At 34.9% G+C, this 23,174-nt stretch carries 19 protein-coding genes; 10 read left to right on the plus strand and 9 right to left on the minus strand.

Annotated elements, in window-relative coordinates; translation table 11 throughout:
• Positions 1-78 precede the first annotated feature (78 nt).
• On the minus strand, positions 79-408 hold the full coding sequence (locus QO182_RS10535; RefSeq protein WP_339919192.1) for an iron-sulfur cluster assembly accessory protein: 330 nt from the start codon (positions 406-408) through the stop codon (positions 79-81).
• A gap of 259 nt (positions 409-667) precedes the next feature.
• On the opposite strand from QO182_RS10535, the gene QO182_RS10540 reads away from it, so the two are divergent.
• From QO182_RS10540 to QO182_RS10560, 5 genes are all read left to right on the plus strand, one after another.
• Positions 668-1,525: an MBL fold metallo-hydrolase gene (locus QO182_RS10540; protein WP_371537724.1), complete on the plus strand. Its 858-nt coding sequence runs from the start codon at positions 668-670 to the stop codon at positions 1,523-1,525.
• A 526-nt stretch (positions 1,526-2,051) separates the two neighbouring features.
• A complete protein-coding gene (locus QO182_RS10545; RefSeq protein ID WP_371537721.1) occupies positions 2,052-3,677 on the plus strand; it encodes a S8 family peptidase in 1,626 nt (541 codons plus the stop codon).
• A gap of 60 nt (positions 3,678-3,737) precedes the next feature.
• On the plus strand, positions 3,738-5,609 hold the full coding sequence (locus QO182_RS10550) for a M1 family metallopeptidase (protein WP_371561535.1): 1,872 nt from the start codon (positions 3,738-3,740) through the stop codon (positions 5,607-5,609).
• 29 nt (positions 5,610-5,638) lie between these two features.
• Entirely contained in the window at positions 5,639-6,037 is a 399-nt protein-coding gene (locus QO182_RS10555) for a hypothetical protein (RefSeq protein ID WP_371561538.1), read from the plus strand.
• A gap of 116 nt (positions 6,038-6,153) precedes the next feature.
• A complete protein-coding gene (locus QO182_RS10560) occupies positions 6,154-7,407 on the plus strand; it encodes an NAD(P)/FAD-dependent oxidoreductase (protein ID WP_371561541.1) in 1,254 nt (417 codons plus the stop codon).
• A 238-nt stretch (positions 7,408-7,645) separates the two neighbouring features.
• Here the strand turns inward: QO182_RS10560 and QO182_RS10565 are convergent, their stop codons facing one another.
• Positions 7,646-8,596, minus strand: a complete 951-nt coding sequence (locus QO182_RS10565) for an L-threonine 3-dehydrogenase (protein ID WP_371561544.1) — start codon at positions 8,594-8,596, stop codon at positions 7,646-7,648.
• Positions 8,597-8,911: 315 nt separating this feature from the next.
• Here QO182_RS10565 and QO182_RS10570 point away from each other — a divergent pair, with 315 nt between their 5' ends.
• Positions 8,912-9,523 carry a hypothetical protein gene (locus QO182_RS10570; protein ID WP_371561546.1) on the plus strand — a complete coding sequence of 204 codons (612 nt, stop codon included), beginning with the start codon at positions 8,912-8,914 and terminating at the stop codon, positions 9,521-9,523.
• Positions 9,516-12,887 carry a transcription-repair coupling factor gene (gene mfd / locus QO182_RS10575; protein ID WP_371561548.1) on the plus strand — a complete coding sequence of 1,124 codons (3,372 nt, stop codon included), beginning with the start codon at positions 9,516-9,518 and terminating at the stop codon, positions 12,885-12,887. Before QO182_RS10570 ends, mfd begins: the two co-directional genes overlap by 8 nt.
• A 204-nt stretch (positions 12,888-13,091) precedes the next feature.
• Here the strand turns inward: mfd and QO182_RS10580 are convergent, their stop codons facing one another.
• From QO182_RS10580 to QO182_RS10590, 3 genes are all read right to left on the minus strand, one after another.
• Entirely contained in the window at positions 13,092-13,748 is a 657-nt protein-coding gene (locus QO182_RS10580) for an aspartate kinase (protein WP_371537704.1), read from the minus strand.
• Between the two features lie 120 nt (positions 13,749-13,868).
• Positions 13,869-14,228 (minus strand): YraN family protein, encoded by a 360-nt coding sequence (locus tag QO182_RS10585; protein ID WP_371537701.1) that lies wholly within the window; start codon positions 14,226-14,228, stop codon positions 13,869-13,871.
• A 35-nt stretch (positions 14,229-14,263) separates the two neighbouring features.
• A complete protein-coding gene (locus tag QO182_RS10590) occupies positions 14,264-15,265 on the minus strand; it encodes an LD-carboxypeptidase (RefSeq protein ID WP_371561550.1) in 1,002 nt (333 codons plus the stop codon).
• Positions 15,266-15,431: 166 nt separating this feature from the next.
• Here QO182_RS10590 and QO182_RS10595 point away from each other — a divergent pair, with 166 nt between their 5' ends.
• The 3 genes from QO182_RS10595 (at position 15,432) to QO182_RS10605 (ending at position 19,118) form a co-directional block, all read left to right on the plus strand.
• Entirely contained in the window at positions 15,432-16,541 is a 1,110-nt protein-coding gene (locus QO182_RS10595) for an endonuclease/exonuclease/phosphatase family protein (protein ID WP_371561552.1), read from the plus strand.
• Between the two features lie 176 nt (positions 16,542-16,717).
• The gene (locus QO182_RS10600; protein WP_371537694.1) at positions 16,718-17,257 is read left to right on the plus strand and encodes a 3-hydroxyanthranilate 3,4-dioxygenase; all 540 of its coding nucleotides are present in this window, start codon (positions 16,718-16,720) and stop codon (positions 17,255-17,257) included.
• A gap of 307 nt (positions 17,258-17,564) precedes the next feature.
• Positions 17,565-19,118 (plus strand): aldehyde dehydrogenase family protein, encoded by a 1,554-nt coding sequence (locus QO182_RS10605; RefSeq protein WP_371561554.1) that lies wholly within the window; start codon positions 17,565-17,567, stop codon positions 19,116-19,118.
• Positions 19,119-19,207: 89 nt separating this feature from the next.
• On the opposite strand, the gene QO182_RS10610 is transcribed toward QO182_RS10605, so the two are convergent.
• From QO182_RS10610 to QO182_RS10625, 4 genes are all read right to left on the minus strand, one after another.
• Positions 19,208-19,705 (minus strand): DUF6646 family protein, encoded by a 498-nt coding sequence (locus tag QO182_RS10610; RefSeq protein WP_371537692.1) that lies wholly within the window; start codon positions 19,703-19,705, stop codon positions 19,208-19,210.
• A 48-nt stretch (positions 19,706-19,753) separates the two neighbouring features.
• On the minus strand, positions 19,754-20,479 hold the full coding sequence (locus QO182_RS10615; RefSeq protein WP_371561556.1) for a metallophosphoesterase family protein: 726 nt from the start codon (positions 20,477-20,479) through the stop codon (positions 19,754-19,756).
• Positions 20,480-21,205: 726 nt separating this feature from the next.
• Positions 21,206-22,345 (minus strand): ATP-binding protein, encoded by a 1,140-nt coding sequence (locus tag QO182_RS10620; protein ID WP_371561558.1) that lies wholly within the window; start codon positions 22,343-22,345, stop codon positions 21,206-21,208.
• Positions 22,346-22,419: 74 nt separating this feature from the next.
• Positions 22,420-23,172, minus strand: coding sequence for an SDR family NAD(P)-dependent oxidoreductase (locus tag QO182_RS10625; protein WP_371537686.1), 753 nt, complete (start codon positions 23,170-23,172; stop codon positions 22,420-22,422).
• Positions 23,173-23,174 lie beyond the last annotated feature (2 nt).

Raw genomic sequence — 23,174 nt, forward strand, 5'->3', positions numbered from 1 at the left:
TGATTTGAGCGTTGTATGCGCTTCATTTTCTTAATTTCTAAATAGTGTGAAATTTATGTTTTTTAAGTCGATGTGTTATTAAAGTGAGAAACTTTCCCCACATCCACATGTTCTATTTGCATTAGGATTGTTGAAAATGAATCCTTTTCCGTTTATTCCGCCAGAGAACTCTAAAATTGTTCCAGCTAAATAAAGAAAAGATTTTTTCTCCACTGCAATTGTTATTTCGTTGTCTATGAATATTTTATCGTCTTCGCTTTTGGCTTTGTCAAATTTCAAATCATAAGACAAACCGGAGCATCCGCCACTTTTCACGCCTACTCTTACGTAGTCTGTAGCAGCATCAAAACCGTCCTCTTTCATCAAATCGATGATTTTCTTTTTGGCAGTATCTGAAACCTTTATCATTGTTATATTGATTTTGTCTAAATTAACTACAAAGGTACTATATAAAAACCTTTTTCCATAACCGATAACATTTTTATAACTAATTGTAAAATAGAAAAAGTCTATGCTATTTCATTTAAAGCAGATCAATTTTCATAAATTGCAATATCTTTATGAAAAAGATAAGGATTCAAATAAAAATCTCCTTTTTGTTAAAGGATCGGGTGATCTAATTAGAATCTTTTAATTCTTCAATTTTTAATCTTTCAATTCAAAAAAAATGAAATTATATCCTATAGAAACAGGGAATTTTAAATTAGATGGTGGTGCAATGTTTGGAGTTGTTCCAAAAACTATTTGGAGCCGAACCAATCCTGCAGATGCTAATAATTTGATCGATATCGCAGCAAGATGTCTGCTTATTGAAGATGGCAAACGATTAATATTAATTGACACCGGAATGGGTGATAAGCAATCAGAGAAATTCTTTGGTTACTATTCGCTTTGGGGTTCTCACTCTATGGATAAATCGTTGGCGAAACATGGTTTTAGTCGTGATGACATTACCGATGTTTTTATGACACATTTGCATTTTGACCATTGTGGAGGAAGTGTACAATGGAACAAGGAGAAGACAGGCTATGAGCCAGCTTTTAAAAACGCTAAATTTTGGTCGAACGAGAATCATTGGGAATGGGCGACAAAACCTAATCCTAGAGAGAAGGCTTCTTTCTTATCTGAGAATATTTTGCCAATGCAAGAAAGCGGACAGCTGAATTTCATCAAAAAGCCTGAAGGTGATTTTCTCGAAAAATCAGAATTGGGATTTGGGATTTTCTTTGCAGACGGTCATACCGAAAAGCAAATGATTCCTCACATTCAATATAAAGGTAAGACGATCGTTTTTTGTGCTGATCTATTGGCTACAGCTGGACACATACCAGTTGCCTACGTAATGGGGTATGACACAAGACCGTTGTTAACGATGCCGGAGAAAACCAAATTCCTTAATGCTGCTGCCGACAATGATTACTATTTGTTCCTAGAACATGATGCGCACAATGAGATTATTACCGTGCAACATACCGAAAAAGGAGTGCGATTGAAGGAAGTTTTCTCTTGTGAAGCCGTTTTATAAAGAAAAGGGTGATAGTATGGTTTAGAAAAAAGCTACGTAAATAGGTAAGTTTTGAATTTGTTGCAAAATTTTGAAGAAGTTAAAATGGGATCTAAAGTATCTCTACATCACGAATTCTTCCCTCAGGATGATTAGGTGTTGAAAAAACAAATCGAATAGGAGTTTCTTAGCCTACCAGCATTCCTGGGAAGAAGAAAAGCGTTAAGAGCATATTTTTCTGATTGTTCAAAAATGATTGAGAACATAGACAAAGGTTCTTACGATTTTGAAAACAAAGAGACTTACATTAAAATGTTTGATGATTATTTTAAACAGTTTACTAATTAAGTATAAAATTTTTTGAATTAAAATACAAAAAGAGCTGTCTGAAAGGATAGCTCTTTTTTTGATACGACACTATTATGGGATTAATCAGGATGCCCTTGAGAAGCAGTTATAAACTCATAAATTAGTGTTAATCTCATTATTTTTGTAACAAAATAAATTATTTTAGACCAATATTTACAACTCATAAAGAAAATAATCAATGAATAGTATTAAACCGATTTGCCTTTCTGCCTTTGCCGTTTTGGTTTTGGCTGGATGTGGAGCTCAAAAACAAGTTTCAAGTTTTAGTTCTTTAACGGCAATTACCGCCCCTTTAAATGTTAAAAAAACTGCTGCTTTACAAGAAAATGAATTAAAACGTTGGAGTCATCTAGACATCGTAAATGACACTATTCCTGGAATGAGTGTTGACAGAGCTTATGCAGAACTTTTAAAAGATAAAAAAGGAGTAAAAGTCATTGTTGGAATTGTAGATTCAGGTGTGGATATCGAACATGAGGATTTAAAAGATGTGGTTTGGACTAATACAAAAGAGATTCCTGGAAACGGAATTGATGATGATAAAAATGGATACGTTGATGATATTCATGGTTGGAATTTCCTTGGAGACATCACCAAAGAAAATCTTGAATATGAAAGAATTATCAAAGATAAAAATTTAGTAGATGAGGTAACTTATCAGGAAGCGAAGAAAATCAATGATGAAAAAATAGCTAAAGCAGAAGCAGGGAAAACTCGTTTACAGGAACTATTAACTGTAATGGCAAGTGCGGATGCAATTGTAGGTAAGAATTTAGCGAAGCCTATTTATACTAGTGACGAAGTAAATGCGATTGACTCAAAAGACACGACAATATTAGAAAGTAAAGTAACAATGCAAAGAATGCTATCTTATGGTATGAGCATAGTTGATTTGCAAAAAGCGATTCAAGGTGATATTGACGAAATGACTGCCCTTCTTAATGGGGATAATCTAAAACAAGATTATAGAGCAGTATTGGGAGACAATCCAAACGATATCACTGATACAAAATACGGAAATAATAATGTTATGGGTCCAGATAAGGAAGAAATTCTTCACGGAACTCACGTTGCAGGAATCGTTGCTCAGGTTAGATATAACAATATAGGAGGGGATGGAATTGCTAATAATGTTGAAATTTTGACTGTTCGTGCGGTGCCAGACGGAGATGAGTATGATAAAGATATCGCACTTGGAATTCGTTATGCAGTTGATAACGGAGCGAAAGTAATCAACGGTAGTTTTGGAAAAAGTTTTTCTCCTCACAAACAATGGGTATATGACGCTATTAAATATGCTGAAAAGAAAGATGTATTAATTGTTCATGCTGCTGGAAATGATTCAAAAGACATTGATTCATACAATAACTACCCTAACGATTCTGATGATAAAAAAACAGAATTTGCTGACAACATGATTACTATTGGTGCACTGAATTTTGAGTATGGTGATAAAGTAGTGGCGCGTTTCTCTAATATTGGGAAAGTGAATGTTGATGTTTTTGCACCAGGTGTAAAAATTTATGCTACAACGCCAAATAACACTTATAAATACTTGCAAGGTACTTCAATGGCTTCGCCAAATGTTGCTGGAGTTGCGGCTTTAATTCGTTCTTATTATCCAAAATTATCAGCATCACAAGTAAAACACATTTTGATGGATTCAGGTGTTGCGATTGCTGAAAATGTTGTTGTAGGAGGGAATCCAAAAGACAGCCGTTCTTTTACAACTTTATCTCAATCAGGAAAGATAGTAAACGCATACAACGCCTTGTTAATGGCGGATAAAATGTCAAAAAAATAAAGAGAATAGTTATAAATCCAATGGAAGGACAACTGTCCTTCCATTTTTTATTTAAATACCATGAAAAAACTGCTTTTAATTTCTTTTATTATTTTTAATTTAGCAGCCGTCTCTGCCCAAAGTTCGGCTTATTGGCAACAACATGTTGACTACAAGATGGACGTTGCTATGGACGTTAAAAATTATCAATACAAGGGGACGCAAGAATTAATTTATACTAATAATTCGCCAGACACTTTGAGAAAAGTGTATTATCATTTGTTCAATAATGCTTTTCAACCAGGCAGCGAAATGGATGCGAGATTACACAGCATCAAAGATCCTGATGGAAGAATGGTAAACAAGGTTAAAGTAGATGGTAAAGACGTTAAAGTAAGTCGTATCGAAAGCTTAAAACCAAACGAAATAGGCTACTTAAAGATTACTGATTTTAAACAAGACGGTGTTGCCGCCGAAGCAAAAACAGTGGGTACAATTCTTGAGGTTACTTTGGCTAAGCCAATACTACCGAACAGCAAAACTACTTTCACATTAAATTTTGACGGACAGGTTCCAGTACAAATTCGTCGTTCTGGTAGAAACAATTCAGAAGGTGTTGAATTATCAATGGCGCAATGGTATCCAAAAATGGCCGAATTTGATTTTGAAGGTTGGCATGCTGATCCTTATATCGCCAGAGAATTTCACGGTGTCTGGGGAGATTTTGACGTAAACATTACTATTGATAAAGAATATACTTTAGGAGGTTCAGGATATTTGCAAAATCAAAACGAAATTGGACATGGATACGAAGACGCTGGTGTTAACGTAATCTACCCTAAGAAACTAAAAATGTTAACTTGGCATTTTGTAGCACCTATGGTTCATGATTTTACTTGGGCTGCAGATAAAAACTACATTCATGATGTAGTAAAAGGACCAAATGATGTTGACTTGCATTTCCTTTATAAAAATTATCCAAAGACTATGGAAAACTGGAAAAAGGTTGAGCCGATGATGGTTAAAGTAATGGATTTTTATAATAAAAATATTGGAAACTATCCATACAAACAATATTCATTTATTCAAGGTGGCGATGGTGGAATGGAATATGCCATGTGTACTTTGATGCTAGGAAACGGAACAGTTGAAGGGATTTATGGAACAGCAACACATGAATTAGGACACTCCTGGTTTCAACATATTTTAGCTTCAAATGAATCAAAACACCCATGGATGGATGAAGGGTTTACAACTTATGTAGAAGACTGGGCAGTAAATGAATTAGGAACAAAAAAAGTAGAAAACCCTTTTGAAGGGAATTACAGAGCTTATTACAGTTTAGTAAATTCAGGAAAAGAGCAACCGCAAACTACCCATGGAGATCGTTATGATGAAAACAGACCGTACAGTATTTCATCTTATGTAAAAGGGAGTTTATTTTTGTCTCAATTAAATTACCTGATAGGAGAAGATAAAACAGCAGAAACCATCAAAAGGTATTTTTATGATTTTAAATTCAAACATCCTACACCTAATGACATCAAAAGAACCGCTGAACGTGTTTCAGGCGCTAATTTAGACTGGTATTTAGTGGACTGGACAGAAACGTTGAATACTATTGATTATGGAGTCAAAGCGGTAACTGATAACGGTGATACAACTACTGTAAGTTTAGAAAGAATTGGCAGAATGCCAATGCCTATTGACCTATTAGTGGAGTATACTGATGGAACTATGGAAAGCTTTTATGTTCCATTGCGTATGATGAGTTTTGAAAAAGAGAATCCTAATCCGGAAGTAAAAAGAACGATTTTGAATGACTGGACTTGGGCTGCTTCTAACTACGATTTTACAATTGGGAAAGCAAAAAGCACAATCAAAAAAATCACTATCGATCCAAGCGGATTAATGGCTGATGTAAAACAAGAGAATAACGTTTTTAAACAATAAATTGTATTTCTAAACTTAAGTTTTGGTTCATGAACATTAAATATAACGAATCTAATAAATCAATAGAGATTAAGGATGGGCTTAAAAACTATGCCTTTTTAATAAACTTTTTGATGGTTTTAAATCTACTGAATGCGATTCTAAATTTATCAGATGTAAAAGCAAGCTTTGGTTTTATGAAAATAATATGGTTGGTATTAGGAGTTGTTTCGATTGTGATACTTTATAATTCTATTTTTAAAAAATCAACAAGAGAGAAAATACCTGCTGATCAAATAAAAGGATTGAATAAGCGGATTTTTTTAGGAAGGAAAAAATATTTTATAGAATTAAAGAATGGGAAAACCCGTGATTTATTAGAAGTGAAATCAGAATTAGAATTTACCAAACTGAGTAAGATGTTTACAAAAAATGGAATTCTACAATAAAAACAAAAGGTCGCAAAATTTATATTTTGCGACCTTTTTTGTATTTAGGAAAAGGAGAGTATTGTGTTCAACGAAAGGAAACACTAAATTTGTATCAAACGATTTTATAAAAAGACATGAAACCAAGTATAACAATTATTGGCGCAGGAATTTCAGGACTTTCAGTAGGGTTATATTTGCATCGCGAGGGATTTTCTGTAAAAATTATAGAGGCTAGTGACAGGGTAGGTGGGAGAATTAAGACTGATGTGGTAGATGGATTTAGGCTAGATCGCGGTTTTCAGGTTTTGCTTACCTCTTATCCTGAAGCGAAAATGCTTTTGGATTACGAGGCATTAGAACTTAAAAAATTCTTACCTGGCGCAACTGTCCTTTATGATGGAGGTCAATTTGAAATTGCCGATCCTTTTCGAAGACCTTCAGCGTTATTGTCTACCGTTTTTGCCCCAGTGGGTTCGTTGAAAGATAAATTCAATACTTTTGTATTGAAACAAAAATTAATAAGGAAATCGATTAAGGGCATCTTTTTGCAAGAGCAAAAAACCAGCTTGGAGCAATTGAAAAGTTACGGATTCAGTTCAAAAATGATTAATCGTTTTTTTAAACCCTTTTTCTCGGGTATTTTTCTAGAGAACAAATTGGAAACCCCAAACAGGATGTTTGATTTTGTTATGAAAATGTTTTCAGAAGGTGACGCCGCACTTCCCGCATTAGGTATGGAAGAAATCCCAAAACAACTAGCTATTCAATTGCCTGCCGATACTTTTTTGTACAATACAAAAGTCGTCGACATCCATGAAAACAGCATTTTCACCAACTCGGGTGCTGAAATAAAATCTGATATTATTATTCTTGCCACTGAGGCAAACGAACTTGTTTCTAAATCAAAAAGTAATGTTGAAACCCAACATCGGTCTGTTACTAATGTCTACTTTCAAACTACGATTGCACCTTCAAACAAAGCAGTTGTAATTTTAAACGCCTCTGAAGAAGAAAAAGTGGTAAACAATTTGACTGTCATGACAAACGTCAGCACAGCCTATGCTCCTGCGGGGAAAGTTTTAATTTCGGTATCTTGTAATGGGATCTTAGATTTTGAGGACCAGGAATTAGCAAAAAAAATCAAAGAGGAACTAGAGCCTTGGTTTGGAAAACAAGTGGAAGATTGGTCGCACTTGAAGACCTATAAAGTTAAATACGCATTGCCAAATCTCACTGTTCTTAAAGATGATTTGACAATTGCTGATATGAAAATCAATGACACTTTATATTGCTGTGGCGACCATTTGTTAAACGGTTCCATAAACGCGGCTATGAAGTCAGGGCGTCTAGTTGCAGAGTTGATAATATCAGAGCACGACAAGAAATAATTTTTCAAAACTATCGACTACTTTTTATGGTTTTAAAAAAAAAACAGAAGCAACTTTTGTAAAAGCGGCTTCTGTTTTTTTATTTGATGTTAAATATAATTGTTGTCTTTTAGCCCCGGTAGTAGTGATATCCTTTGCTTTTGTTCTTTAAAAAAGCAAAGATAAAGCGAATGACGGGTGGGTGGCCTTGACGAGAAATCCATTTCTGCTTCTAATAAAGACAATGATAACAATTTAATTACTCTTCTATTTTTCTTAGATTCTCTAACATGTCTTTAGTCATCGTTTCCAAGTCATATTTGTGATTCCAGCCCCAATCTTCTCTTGCTTGGTGATCATCGATACTTGCAGGCCAGCTGTCAGCAATTTTTTGACGGAAGTCTGGTTCGTAAGTAATAGAGAATTCTGGAATATGTTTCTTGATTTCTGCTGCGATTTCTGTTGGCGTAAAACTCATTGCAGCAAGATTGTATGAAGAATGAATTTTAATTTCTTCTTTTGGAGCTTGCATAATTTTTATAGTTGCCGCAATTGCGTCGTCCATATACATCATTGGCATTTTAGTTTCCGATGAAAGGAAACACTCGTATTTTTTATCTTCTAGTGCTTTGTGAAAAATATCTACGGCATAATCAGTAGTTCCACCACCTGGAGGAGAAGAGTAACTGATTAATCCTGGATAACGGATGCTTCTAACATCCACACCAAATATATTATGGTAGTATTCACACCATCTTTCACCAGATTGCTTACTGATTCCATAGACCGTAGATGGTTCCATAATAGTATATTGGGGAGTATTTTCTTTTGGTGTTGTCGGGCCAAAAACAGCAATGCTCGAAGGCCAGAATATTTTTTTAATTTTTCCAGCTTTCGCCAAATTCAAAACGTGAAATAGAGAATTCATATTTAAATCCCAGGCAAAAGCAGGGTTTTTCTCTGCTGTTGCAGACAGTAATGCCGCCATCAAATAGATTTCGTCAATTTTATGAACTTCTACAAGATGCTCAATCTGATTGAAATCCAATGCATTTATTACTTCAAAAGGACCTGAATTAACAACATCGTTATTTAGTTTTCGAATATCGGAAGCGATTACATTATCAGTTCCATATATTTTTCTTAGAGAATGGGTTAACTCGGTACCTATTTGTCCACAAGCGCCTATAATTAATATTTTCGTACTCATTTTAAATATTTTTTGAGTAGCAAAGATAACGTTTTCGCTACTGTTTTTGCAGTGTTGCTTCAGGATTGTAAATCCAATATGAAAACACCTAAAATGATAATTTTTTACTCGTTGTTTTAGCGTTTTTGATGCTATAAATGTAGCATTTGCTATCTAATCGGAATTTGCATATTCGAATCTGTAATTATAAATTTACTTTGTAACTTTGTGGTTCCTTGTAATCGCAATGAAATGAGCATAAAAGAATGTTGACCGCGAGAAGATAGCGGCTTTGCAAAGTACATTGGAACCTAAAAAACAGCAGATAGCTTCACTATGAAATATAAAATAGCAACCTTTCTTTTTTTGATTATTAGTCTTTCTTCGTGTAAAGAGGATGACCAAAAAAGGATTGCAGAGAATGAAAAAGACGCCAAAAAAAAAGAAATTATTTTTTCGAATATAAATAAAGGCTGGGTTTTTTATGACACACCAATAAATACTACTGCAGAAGAAAGTGAAGGCACCTGGAATGAGTTTCGTTTATTTTTGAAGGAGCTGGCTCAAAAACCCAAAACGACTATTGGAGCTTTTCAACAAAAAGCAAAAGCCATTTCAAAAAAAGCGATGGCATTGAATGAAAACCTGCCTATTCAATTTAATAAACCTCAAATTAAAAGCAGAATTTCAACGCTAATTACTAAAGTGCGATTACTGGATTTGTACATCCATTTAGATGCTATTTCAGATAAAAAAGTAGTTGGTTTGATTTCTGAAATCAACAAAGAATTAGCTTCGTTACAGCGTGAAATGGATAAAATTGTTGAAAAAAGCAAAATTCCCGTAGAACTAGGAGAATCTGATTTAATGAAAATGATGGATGCCTCCAGAGCCATTCCCAATAGTAGTCCAACAATAAACGATCCAAATCTCCCTCAAATTGAGTAAAGCTGCCCTATATAACATCTTTGATAATTCGCCTAAAATTCAACAAATCGTTGAACGTTTACAGGAAAATAATCAACCAAAATTACATCTTGATGGCTTGCTGGGATCAGCAACATCTTTTGTCATACGAGCGTTATTTAAAAAAGCAGATGCTCCTTTCCTTATCGTTTTAAACAATAAAGAGGAAGCAGCCTACTATTTGAATGATTTAGAACAAATGATTGGTGATAAGGATGTGTTGTTTTATCCAGGCTCCTATCGCCGTCCGTATCAAATTGAAGACACAGATAACGCCAATGTTTTGTTGCGCGCCGAAGTGCTCAACAGAATAAATTCCCGCAAGAAACCGGCTGTAATCGTAACATATCCCGAAGCGCTATTTGAAAAAGTAGTGACTCGTAGAGATTTAGATAAAAACACATTAAAAGTGTCCGTAGGCGATAAGATATCGATAGATTTTATCAACGAGGTTTTATTCGAATATGAATTCAAAAGAGTCGATTTCATTACAGAACCTGGAGAGTTTTCTGTTCGTGGAGGTATCGTCGATGTGTTTTCTTTTTCAAATGATAATCCGTACCGAATCGAATTTTTTGGAGATGAAGTCGAAAGCATTCGTAGCTTTGATGTATCGACCCAGTTGTCACTTGAAAAACAGAATAAAATTACGATAATCCCAAACGTGGAGAACAAAGTTTTTCAGGAGAACAGAGAAAGCTTCCTGGACTATATTTCAGAGAAAACAGTGCTGTTTATTCAAAATACCGAAGACCTTTTTTCTCAATTAGACAAGCAATTTGCTAGGGCAGAAGAAGCTTTTGAAAAATTGTCAAAAGACATTAAACATGCTACGCCGGATCAATTGTTTTTGAACCAAAAGACTTTTATAAAAAGAGCCTTAGACTTTTCGATAGTAGAATTGAGTCCAACGCCAATTTTTAAAATCGCTAAGAAATTCGAATTCCACATTCAGCCACAACCGTCATTCAACAAGCAATTTGATTTGTTGTTGAACAACCTGAGTGAAAATCAGTTTAACGGTTATAAAAATTATTTATTTTGTTCAAATGAAGGACAGGCAAAACGATTTCATGATATTTTTACAAGTTTAGACGAATCCAACTCAGAGAATATCCGAAAACAATACAATACGATTGTTATGCCTTTGTACCAAGGTTTTATTGATGAAGAAAACCAAATTACCTGTTATACCGATCACCAGATTTTTGAACGCTACCATAAATTCAACATTAAGAGTAGCTATTCGAAAAAGCAAAATATCACTTTAAAAGAATTAACAACGCTGTCCGTTGGTGATTATGTAACACACATCGATCACGGAATTGGACGTTTTGGAGGTTTGCAAAAAATACAGGTCGAAAACAAAACTCAGGAAGCTATAAAACTTGTTTATGCTGACAATGATATTGTGTATGTGAGCATACATTCACTACACAAAATCTCAAAATATACGGGTAAAGACGGAACACCGCCCAAAATTTATAAGTTGGGATCGAATGCCTGGAAAGTTTTAAAACAAAAAACAAAGGCAAGAGTAAAACACATAGCGTTCAATTTGATTCAGCTTTATGCTAAAAGAAGATTAGATAAAGGATTTCAGTTTGCACCTGACAGCTATTTGCAAAACGAATTAGAAAGTTCCTTTATTTATGAGGATACTCCGGATCAAACTAAATCTACGCAGGAAGTAAAAGCGGATATGGAAAGCGATCGTCCGATGGATCGATTAGTGTGTGGTGATGTAGGTTTTGGAAAAACAGAAGTTGCCATTCGTGCTGCTTTTAAAGCAGTGGATAACAGTAAACAAGTCGCAATTCTAGTTCCTACAACTATTTTGGCGTACCAACATTACCGAACGTTTACGGAGCGATTGAAAGACATGCCGGTAACCATTGGTTATTTAAACCGATTTAGAACAGCCAAACAAAAAGCCGAAACTTTAAAAGATTTAGCAGAAGGGAAACTGGATATCGTTATCGGAACGCATCAATTGGTTAATAAAAATGTAGTTTTTAAAGATTTGGGTTTGTTAATTGTTGATGAAGAACAGAAGTTTGGCGTTAACGTAAAAGACAAATTAAAAACTATTGCCGCTAACGTGGATACGCTCACATTGACCGCAACGCCAATACCGAGAACCTTGCAGTTTTCTTTGATGGCAGCGCGGGATTTATCTGTAATTACGACGCCGCCACCCAATCGGTATCCTATTGAAACTAATGTTGTTGGTTTTAGCGAAGAGATGATTCGGGATGCGATTTCATATGAGATTCAACGCAACGGACAAGTATTTTTTATCAATAATAGAATCGAAAACATAAAAGAAGTTGCTGGAATGATTCAGCGTTTGGTACCCAATGCTAGAGTAGGAATTGGTCACGGACAAATGGAAGGGAAAAAGCTGGAAGAATTGATGCTAGCTTTCATGAATGGAGAATTTGATGTTTTGGTAGCAACAACAATTATCGAAAGTGGTTTAGATGTTCCAAACGCGAATACGATTTTTATCAATAACGCAAATAATTTCGGTTTGTCTGATTTGCATCAGATGCGTGGTCGAGTTGGGCGTAGTAATAAAAAAGCATTTTGTTATTTTATCTGTCCACCGTATTCGGCAATGACAGACGATGCCAGAAAAAGAATTCAGGCATTAGAACAATTCAGTGATCTGGGAAGCGGATTTAATATCGCGATGAAAGATTTAGAGATTCGTGGTGCGGGAGATTTATTGGGAGGTGAACAAAGTGGTTTTATCAACGAAATAGGTTTTGACACTTATCAGAAAATCATGAATGAGGCCATAGAGGAATTAAAAGAAAATGAATTCAAGGATTTATATCCTACAGAGAATAATATTGAAACCAAAGAGTACGTAAAAGACCTGCAAATCGATACTGATTTTGAGTTGTTATTCTCTGATGAATACATCAATAACATTAGTGAACGATTGAGTTTATATGGTGAATTAGCGGCTGTAAAAAATGAAGAAGAATTACAAATATTCCAGACAAAACTGATTGACCGTTTTGGGCCAATGCCTCCGCGAGCAATTGCTTTAATGAATAGTATTCGAATCAAGTGGATTGCGACTCAAGTAGGAATTGAGAAACTAGTGATGAAACAAGGCAAGATGATTTGTTATTTTGTATCTGATCAACAATCTGATTATTATCAATCGCAACGTTTTAGAGCGGTGCTACAGTTTGTTCAAAAGCACACTGACCTTTGTAAAATGAAAGAGAAACAAACGCCAAATGGCTTGCGTCTGCTAATCACTTTCGATAATGCAAAATCAACAAGAAAAGCTTTAGAGTTGATGGAGATGTTGGGAAAAAGAGATTAATTTAAGTTCAAAACGGATAGTCTAATGGAATTGCAGCAAGTAATCAGTGTTCAGTACTTTAGTTTTCAGTGCTGGGAAGACATCTTTTTTAGCCCTACACTCTAAGTTTTCTACAGAGTATATAATCTACCGTTTACAGTATATTTAAATCCCTCCATTTCCACATAGGCTCCCCTCCCTCGGAGGGGGCCGTGGGGAGGATTCCTAATTTTTCAAATCTTTGATTACTTTAAAAGCAACATCTACTTGTTCTTCACTTACTAAAATAGTGAATTCATTAGAGGTCGAGATAACTTCATTAATGATAATCCCTTCCCAGGCTAAACGCTGAAAGATGAAGTAATATATACCGGGAACAACAATGTTTTCTTTTGGTAATTTAACAGTGATTGAAGCTAGGTTGTCTAGTTTTTGGATCAGTTTTTCACTTACAAAATGCTTTTCAACTAGGTGGTTTACACTATTGCTTACTACCAGATTGATTTCATTTACCCCTCTGGATGAGGTGTAAAAAACATCAGCTAAGGCATTAATGTCTGATATTAGTTGGGCTTGTTTGTTGAAAACCGTTTCAGAAACAGAGAATGTATAATCCGTCAAAGCAGAGCGTACGGTTATCTCGCCTATATTTTTTATTACCTTATTAATTTTATGATTTAATCTAAAATCAAGTTCTTCCGTTAGTCTCTTTAACGACATTACAACCGCGCCTTGTTTTACTTCTTTGCCAAACTCATTTTCTAATTCTGACATTATATTTCTTGATAATGACGTCAGATTAATAATTCCAAGAGATAGTGCGTTTAATAAAAAAGGCTTTGTTTTGATGTAATTTTCGACAATTGATGAAACAGTTTTCATAATATATTTAGATGTTTTTACTTAGATCTAGTAGTTAATTGATTTATTGGCTGTGTTAAAAACGTATGCAAATATAAATAAAAAACATTTTGTTACAAATATAACATCAAAAATAATCAATTAAAAATGATAAAAGGCATCTATAAGGTGTTCAATAACAAAAGATTTACCTTCTTTATGGATGGCAATGATGTCAAAACGGACATCAACATCGATCTCTTTTTCATTGACATAGGCGTCAACGGCTTTTACAAGTAGTTGAATTTTTTTAGGTTTCACAAAATCCTGAGGCAATCCAAATTCTAGTGAGGAACGTGTTTTTACTTCAACAATAGCAAGGATATTTTCTTTTTTAGCAATGATATCAATTTCTGCTTTTTGAAAAGTCCAATTGGTATTTAAAATAATATAGCCTTCTTTCCTAAGAAATTCTACCGCCATTTCCTCACCCAGCTTCCCTAAATCATTGTGTTCAGCCATTTTATTAATTTTAAACCATTTGAATTCTAATTTTTTTAATTGAAAGTGACTGATGCACTTTGTGGAGTCACTTTCATCTGAACAGTTTCGCCTAAAACAAGTGCACGGTTGTCTCTAATATGACCTGCCGGAAAGTTATAGATAACAGGAATATTGTATTTTTTAGTAACATCTTCTATAATTTCAACGGCATTTTTGCCCCATGGAATATCATTGTCTTTCATTTCTGTCATAGAGCCCACAATGATTCCTTTAACGCTTTCCAAGCAACCGTTACGTTTTAAATTCATCATCATACGGTCTATATGATATAAATATTCATCTAAATCTTCAAGGAATAATATTTTATCTGTGCAGTCAATTGCCGATGGTGATCCTAGTAAACTGTATAGAATAGATAAATTCCCACCTACTAATTCCCCTGATGCACTACCTATTCTGTTTTTTAAGTCAGACGTAATAGTATAACTCAATTTTTCGCCAAATAGAGAAACACGTAAGCTTTCAATCGCTTCTGGAGTTGCTCTGGCAACTGTAACAGGCATAACACCGTGAATGGTTTTAAAGCCCATGGTGTTGAGATGATTGTGTAAAACAGTGATGTCACTAAAACCAACAATCCATTTTGGGTTTTGTTTGAATTTGGTAAAATCCAATAAATCAATGATTCGTACCGTACCATAACCTCCTTTTACACACCAAATCGCTTTAATATTTGGGTTGTCTAATTGCTTCTGAAAATCGGCTGCTCTTTGGGTATCAGTACCCGCTAACTGATTGTCATCTAAACCAATTGTGCTGCCAATAACAACTTCTAGTCCCCAGCTATGTATTAAATCTATAGCAGGTTGCAGGTTATTATCAAGGTTTTTTCTGGCTGTTGCCAAAATTGCAATAGTATCTCCTTTTTGTAAAATGGGTGGTGTTGTCATTAGTGTATGGGCTTGACTGTTGAAAGATTGTAAAATAAAAAATAAAAGTAAGGCTTTATAAAGACCGAAACTACTGTTTATAGGCCAAAATCGGGTAGTACGCATGTTTTTGTTTTTCGGGGATATTTAAAATAAGTTAAGTCATTCAAATAGACTAAAAACCAAAGATAAGGAATTTCAAAAATAATTTGAACTTTGTTCTTAAAATGGAGTATTTTTACTCAAATAGTTGCTGGTATTGAGGGTTATAATTAATTTTTATAAATCAAATATGAGATTTAAACGGTGGTTTTTAGTGTTGTTTTTTATTATGCCAATAATAAATGGATTTAGCCAGCAAAAAAAATATGCGATTCATACAGTTGCATTTTATAATTTTGAAAATCTTTTTGATACTATAAATGACCCCGCTACAAATGATGATGAGTGGACGCCAAAAGGAGCACAACGGTGGACGTCCAAAAAATACAATCAAAAACTACAAAATCTTTCCCGAGTATTACTTGAAATTGGTTCGGCTGAAAACACAAATTCCCCTACATTCATTGGTTGTTCTGAAATCGAGAACAGAGGCGTTCTGGAAGATTTAGTCAAGGAATCAAAAATGGCCAACAAAGAGTATGGAATCATCCATTTTGATTCTCCTGATAAGAGAGGAATTGATGTGGCTTTGTTGTATCAAAAACAATATTTCCGACCTACAACTTATACCAATATTCCTTTAATAGTATACCGAAAAGAAGTTGTGAAAAAGGCGTATTCCAAAATAGAAGCGGAAGAAAAAACGGACGATACCTTACAAATAAGTAATTATAATAACCGTGTCTTTACGAGAGATCAGCTTTTAGTAACTGGTTTTCTCGATGGCGAAGAAATTAATATTATTGTCAATCATTGGCCTTCGCGCTCCGGCGGAGAGAAAAAATCAAGTCCCTTTCGAGAAGCGGCAGGGGAATTAAATAGAAGAATAATAGATTCTTTGCAACGCATAAACCCAAACGCAAAAGTGCTAACCATGGGGGATTTAAATGATGGGCCTTACAATAAAAGTGTAAAAATTGCCCTTGGCGCTAGAGCCAATAAAGCCGATGTTCTTCCATTAGGCATATACAATCCCTTTGAGGATATGGCAAGAAAAGGTTTGGGTACGATTGCCTTCCGGGATTCCTGGGATATTTTTGACCAAATCATGGTTTCGCAATCGCTGATTCAGAATAATTTTTCCTCTTTTAACTATTGGAAAGCAGGGATTTACAACAAGTCTTTTTTAATACAAACTTCCGGCCAATATAAAGGATATCCAAAACGACATTCAGAGTCAGAAGTTGGTTTCAGTGATCATTTTCCAGTTTATATTTACTTGATAAAAGAGGTGAAATAGAAAGTCAGATGGGTTGGTAGGTTAGAAATTTACAATGAATTTGGGGATGGTGTTTTGTTGCGCTTCTAATTGGTAAATTCATTAGAACCTTATTGAAATAGTTTATGATTTTATAAACTTTACCGCTTCAGACTTTTTAGTAACTTAGCGCAACATTAATTAACAACTAAAATAAAATGGCAATTTCAAAACCTTTCAACCTTACTAAATGGATTGATGAAAACCGTCAATTGTTGAAACCACCGGTGGGGAATAAGAATTTATATATGGATTCCGGTGATTATATTGTTATGATTGTTGCGGGTCCTAATGCTCGAAAAGATTTTCATTATAATGAGACTGAAGAATTGTTTTATCAATTAGAGGGTTCTATAAAAGTGATTACACAACAGGATGGCGAGCGCAATGTGTTAGAGCTCCATGCTGGCGATATGTACCTACACCCAGCAAAAGTTCCTCATTCCCCATTGCGTTCAGAGGGCTCAATCGGCTTGGTTATTGAACGAAAAAGGGCTAGACAAGGCTATAAAGATGGGTTACTATGGTTCTGTGAGAACTGCAACCATAAATTACATGAAGTGTATTTTGAACTAAACGATATCGAAAAAGACTTTATACCGCATTTTGAAGATTTTTATAAGTCGGAAGCATTGAGAACTTGTGAAAAATGCGGAACAGTTATGGAGTCCGATCCTCGATTTATGGCCAAAGAGTAAAGTCTATACTGAATTATTTTTTTTAGGAGCTATTTCCCGTCATTCGCTGTATTCCCGATAAATAAAAACTACGGCTTGAAAAAAGCCTTGTTTTTCTAAATCGGGAGATGCCGCTTCTACCGGGGCTATAAAATCGCCAGCGCACAATTCTATCTTTTTTTTTAATTAAGATGAATCGCATAAAGGACTTGGTTTTGAAAAAGAACGTCTTGTTCTTACCAATATTTTATAAGATGATTTTTGTATAATAGGTCTTTAAACAATATCTTTACATAAAAATATAACAATTTAAACCAAAAAAGTTACAATGATAACAATAGCAAATCAATTCGGAATGAAAGAGGCTTTGGCACAATTGGGCATAAAGGACATAAATGAAGGAACATCAACGGGGTTAAATCATTTTTCAAATGGAGAAATCCTTGAAAGTTATTCTCCTGTAGATGGCCAATTGATAGCGAAAGTTAAAACTTCTACAGCTGCAGATTACGAAAAAGTAATGCAGTCTGCTACGGAAGCTTTCAAAACATTCAGATTGATGCCAGCACCGCAACGTGGTGAAATCGTGCGTCAGTTTGGAGAAAAATTACGTGAAAATAAAGACGCTTTAGGTAAATTGGTTTCTTACGAAATGGGGAAATCATTACAAGAAGGATATGGAGAAGTTCAGGAAATGATTGACATCTGTGATTTTGCAGTAGGTCTTTCTCGTCAATTGCATGGATTAACAATGCATTCTGAGCGTCCGCAACATAGAATGTATGAGCAATACCACCCATTGGGAGTTGTTGGGATTATCTCAGCGTTTAACTTTCCAGTAGCAGTTTGGGCTTGGAACACAGCATTAGCTTGGATCGCTGGTGATGTTTGTGTTTGGAAACCATCAGAGAAAACGCCACTGTGTGGAATTGCCTGTCAAAATATAATTGCTGAGGTAATTAAAGAAAATAATCTTCCAGAAGGAATTTCTTGTTTAATAAACGGAGATTATAAAGTGGGGGAAATGATGACTAATGACAAACGTGTACCGTTAATTTCTGCAACAGGTTCTACTCGTATGGGGAAAATCGTTGCGCAAACAGTAGCAGGTCGTTTGGGAAGATCATTATTGGAATTAGGTGGAAACAATGCAATCATCGTTACGCCAGATGCTGATATTAAAATGACTGTTATTGGAGCTGTTTTTGGAGCTGTAGGAACTGCAGGACAAAGGTGTACTTCAACACGTCGTTTAATTATTCATGAAAGTATTTACGATACAGTAAAGGACGCTGTTGTGGCTGCTTACAAGCAATTGAGCATTGGGAATCCATTAGACGAAAACAATCACGTTGGGCCGCTAATCGATACGCATGCGGTTGAAATGTACAATAGAGCGTTAACTAAAGTAGTAGAACAAGGTGGTAAAATTCTTGTTGAAGGTGGTGTTTTTTCGGGAGAAGGGTATGAAAGTGGGTGTTATGTGAAACCTGCAATTGCAGAAGCTGACAATTCATTTGAAATCGTACAACATGAAACGTTTGCTCCAGTATTGTATTTATTGAAATATTCTGGAACTGTTGAAAATGCGCTTGACGTTCAAAACGGAGTAGCTCAAGGATTATCATCTGCGATTATGACGAACAACCTGAGAGAAGCAGAGCATTTCTTATCTGTTGCAGGATCTGATTGTGGTATTGCTAATGTGAACATTGGAACTTCAGGTGCTGAAATCGGTGGTGCTTTTGGAGGAGAAAAAGAAACAGGTGGTGGACGTGAGTCTGGTTCAGATGCATGGAAAGTGTATATGCGTCGTCAAACCAATACAATCAATTATGGAACTTCTTTGCCTTTGGCACAAGGAATTAAATTTGATTTGTAGTCAATAAAAATCATAAACTAAAAAAGGCAATTTGAAAATTTCAAATTGCCTTTTTTTTATTGTAAAAATGTAATGATTGTTGGTTCAGGCTACAAATTAAATGATGCTCCAATATTAAAAACAAACTGATTGTTTAAATGGTCGAATCCATTTACGTTTTTATCATATTTAGCAATCGGCACTCCAGCTTCTCCGAATAATCCAAAACCTTCGGTAAAGAAATAACGGAAGCCTAAATGAGCTCCAAAATTTTTCAAACCTAAATCTAAACCAGGATAAACATCCATTTTAGGATCTAATTGCATTACACTTCCTAGGTTAGCATTGAAACGTGCTTTAAGGTCGATACGATCTCCAAATGATGGGGTTTCTCCAAGTGCATTGGTATTTACAGATAATAAGTAATTTGAGGTAAGTCCCAAGGACATGTTTTCTCCAATTCCAAAATCAGAAGAAATGAAAATTCCTGTCCCTCCATCTTGTATGTTAAAACCTACTTGACCTTTTACATCTCCGTTTCCTTTGAAAGCTTGTGCGTTAATAAGACCTACGGTACATAGTAATAATAATGTAATTACCTTTTTCATAATTGTGTTTTTTTTAATAAAATCGCTACAAAATTAACCTTTTATAATTTAATTTCGTCCCTTTTCATCAAAATACAAAGTGTTCAAGGGTTCACTTTGCCAGAATTCTTTAGTGTCGATATCCATTATAGTCAAAGGGCCTTTAAAAGCGGCTCCCGTGTCTACATTCCAGACACAAGCCATTTGTGTAGGTTCCGTTTTACCGATGCGGGTGACGGGGGTATGTCCTATGTAGATTTCGTCATAAAGTGTCAATCGTTTTGGATAAGTCAAATCATTGGGTTTAATACTTCGGTCTAATGACAAGGCCGTTTCCCACAAGGTTCTATCCCAATAAAATAATTTTGGGTAAAATTCATAAGTAACCCCATTCATATTTGTAAATCCGGCATGAACAAAAAGGCGTTTCCTATCATCAAGATAATAGTCCTTTAACGAAAGTAAAAAGTCAACATGTAATTGTTTTGTACTAGCATCTACTTTTTCATAAGCAAGTACAGTTGCCTCGCCACCATGCTTGTACCACATAAGGTTGTCTTTGCTGTCTTTTAGCCAATGCAATAATAATTCGTCATGATTACCCCGAATAAAGATGCAGTTGTTTGTAGTATTCAATTCAATTAAGTAATCGAGGACTTGTGGAGATTGGCTCCAGCCATCTACATAATCTCCTAAAAAAATCAAAGAATCTTCCTTAGTAACCTTGGCTCTTTCCATGATTTGGTGTAGTGCACGTAAGCCTCCGTGTATATCTCCTATAACTAATGTTCTCATTTTGTGTTTGGTCAATCGCGATTATAAAAAACAACAATAATGTTTTTTTTCTAATCCATAAAATTAAGGAAAAGAGTTGGGAAGTGAGAATTTTTATGCTTTTTTTTATCTAAAAAGAAAATGGAACCAAAAATAGCATACCAAGTAAAAGCAGTCCGATTGTGTTTAAAGTAGTTTTTTTGAACATTAGTAATTCAACTTCTATGAGAAAGACCCGATCATTAATTCTGGCAAACTATATACTAATTGTTAGGAAGGAAGGTTAGATTGGGGAAAGTAGGATAATTGAAATTTTGTGCGAATTAGATTGCGGTCATAGGTGGATATTTAAATATTTTTTTTATTTAATGTCTTGATTATGAAATAAAACACCTTTTTTTAACTACCAAAATATCACTATTTTTGGTGATTGTTTACTGTGGTATTTTGAAGTAACTTTACAAAAAAAATTTCTGTAATGAATACACTTATCGTCTTATCGCTTTTAATTATTCGAATGGTCGCCAATTTCATTAATGACCTTTTTACTGCTGCTTGTCACTTTTAAGAGCTATTAGTAGAAGATAATTTTTTTTAAAGGAAGTATCGCCACTGCAGATGCTTTCTCGCAAACCCTTGTCTAAATTTTTGTAAATTTTGTCAGAAACTTAAAGCACTAATAAATTGAGGTTGCAAGTTTCTAAACAGCATTTCGTATATTAGTTTTCTTATAGTGACTTAATTTTTTTATTTCACATCGTACTTCATCTTTCTCAAAATTCGCATCGCTTCTTTAAAAGACAGATAGATGTGGGGGAAAGGTTTTAAAAGAGACTTTGCTTCTTCTAGTTTTTCTTTAGCATCATCAAATCCGTTGAGGTAACAAATCATGAAGGTAGAGGGTAAATTTTCCAGATCTTTGCGCTCACTTGCGGTTAATGTGACTCCCTTTTTTAGTTTTTCTAACACAGCAAGATTAGAATTGTAAATGTGATAAAGCATTTTCCGGCTGAATTCTGGAGGTTGGAAGAGCATTTCATTTTCTATTTTGTAATAACCATTTTCATAAAAATAGATGGTTTGTTTCTCTAAGGGATAATAACTCGTTTTATCATTCAGGCCCAAAGAAAGGTATTCAATGATTGTAAAAGTATCGTCATCATAAGTGATCGTAACCACATCTTGAGCAGAATAAAACAATTTAATTTGCTCATTTATCAGCTCTATATCAACGCGTGACAAAAACGTTTTGTCACGCACTCTTTTTGGAATTCCAGCCCAGCAAATCACAAATAATTCTTTGAATACTTTGTATTTAGGCGCCATGTCTTTGTGGCGAAAATTCATAAAATCAAATACGCCGTCTAAAGTATATTCGATATTGTTTCTGGCATTATTCTCAATTCCGATTACGGTTTCCGAGTTTTGAAAATTCTTTTTTATTTTTTCTTCCGTTGGCATCGTGTTGCTGCCGTGTCTGATAAAGACACTATTGACTAGAATAGTATGGATTCCTTTTTTAAAATAAGAGGTGTTGTTTTTTGGTTTTACGGTCACTAAACCAATCACTTTGTCTTTTGGTAAATTCGGGAAAGGGACATTTTCATATTGAATCTTAGGAGGGTTTTCTAAATAAGCATTCACTAAATTTTGAATGTGGCTGTCATCAAAAAAATCCACCCCTACGATTTCATTATCTTGATCTTCGACGCCTACCACAATATAAGAATTGTTTGCAGGGTTGGAATTAGTTAAAGCGCAAATATGTTTTAAAAACTTTGCTTTTCCTTCACGAGTGTGCAGGTTCAATTGGCGCTTTTTGTCATAAAAGCTACTCTCGTCATTTTGGGCGAGCAGGTTTTTAATTAAAAGGCGCTTGTTGATCATTTAGATTACCATTATTGTTGATTACTCCGTTGGATAAAAATATTTAAAAAACTGAGTGCCTTTAGCGTTTTGCTTTAATCCTTTTTTACGATTGTTGAAGAAGCTTGTGCAGTACTCATCACTACTAAATCGGCAATATTAACATGGTACGGTCTAGATACAACAAAGTGAATAATATCAGCAATATCTTCTGGTTGTAGGGGTGTGAATCCTTGGTACACTTTTTCGGCTCTATCTGTATCTCCTTTAAAACGCACTTCACTGAATTCAGTTTGCACCATTCCGGGGTGAATAGCACCCACTCGTATTCCAAATGGATTTAAATCCATTCGCATGCCTTGATTTAGTGCATCAACTGCATGTTTTGTGGCACAATATACGTTCCCGTTTGGATATACCTCTTTGGCGGCGGTAGAACCGATATTGATAATATGACCTGATTTTCTTTCAATCATTTGGGGAATTATGGCTTTCGAAACATATAATAACCCTTTTACATTTATATCGATCATGGCATCCCAATCGTCTAAATTACCTGTTTGAATAGGATCTAATCCGTGTGCGTTACCGGCATTATTAATAAGAATGTCGATGGTAGAAAAGTCAGCGGGTAAAGAAGCGATGCTTTCTGATACGGCTTTTTTATCGCGTACATCAAATAGTAAAGTATGTACCGCTGTCAGTTTTGAAAGTTCTTTTTCAAGTTCGGCCATTCGGTCCTCGCGCCTGCCGCATAGGATAATTTTATAATTGTTTTTTGCTAATATTTGTGCGGTTGCTTTACCAATTCCGCTAGTTGCACCGGTTATTAAGGCTGTTTTACTCATGG

Source organism: Flavobacterium sp. Arc2 (assembly GCF_041431385.1).
In the GTDB taxonomy this organism is placed as follows: Bacteria; Bacteroidota; Bacteroidia; order Flavobacteriales; family Flavobacteriaceae; genus Flavobacterium.